Origin of the sequence: Rhodoplanes roseus (assembly GCF_003258865.1) — a bacterium.
GTDB lineage: Bacteria > Pseudomonadota > Alphaproteobacteria > Rhizobiales > Xanthobacteraceae > Rhodoplanes > Rhodoplanes roseus.
Window position 1 is genome coordinate 1 of record NZ_NPEX01000688.1, and the last position, 377, is coordinate 377.

Sequence of the window (377 nt, forward strand, 5' to 3'; positions counted from 1 at the left end):
GTTTACCGTGCTTCTCGCGATTGCGGCCGGGGGAGGCGAGATCGAGCCGCTCCATATCGGCGAGATCTTCCTGCTGGAGGCGGGTGGGGGCGCGCTCCTCGGCTTCGTCGGCGGGTGGATCGCCGTCCGGCTGATGCAATCGATCGACCATTATCCGGTCGAGATCCTCTTAAGCCTCGCGCTGGTGACCGGGCTTTATGCCGTAGCGCTCGCGCTTCACATGTCGGGACCGATCGCCGTCGTCGTGGCAGGCCTCCTCGTCGGCAATCGGGGCCAGCGCACGGCCATGAGCGAGGAGACGAAGACCTATCTGTTTCATTTCTGGGAGGTGATCGACGAGCTTTTGAACTCGGTCCTGTTCCTCCTCATCGGGCTTG

The 377-nt window shown here is 63.1% G+C and carries 1 protein-coding gene; it reads left to right on the top strand.

All coding sequences use genetic code 11. From position 1 onward, the window contains the following. On the top strand, window positions 1-377 hold a 377-nt coding region (locus CH341_RS31980), incomplete at both ends, for a cation:proton antiporter domain-containing protein (RefSeq protein WP_210208717.1).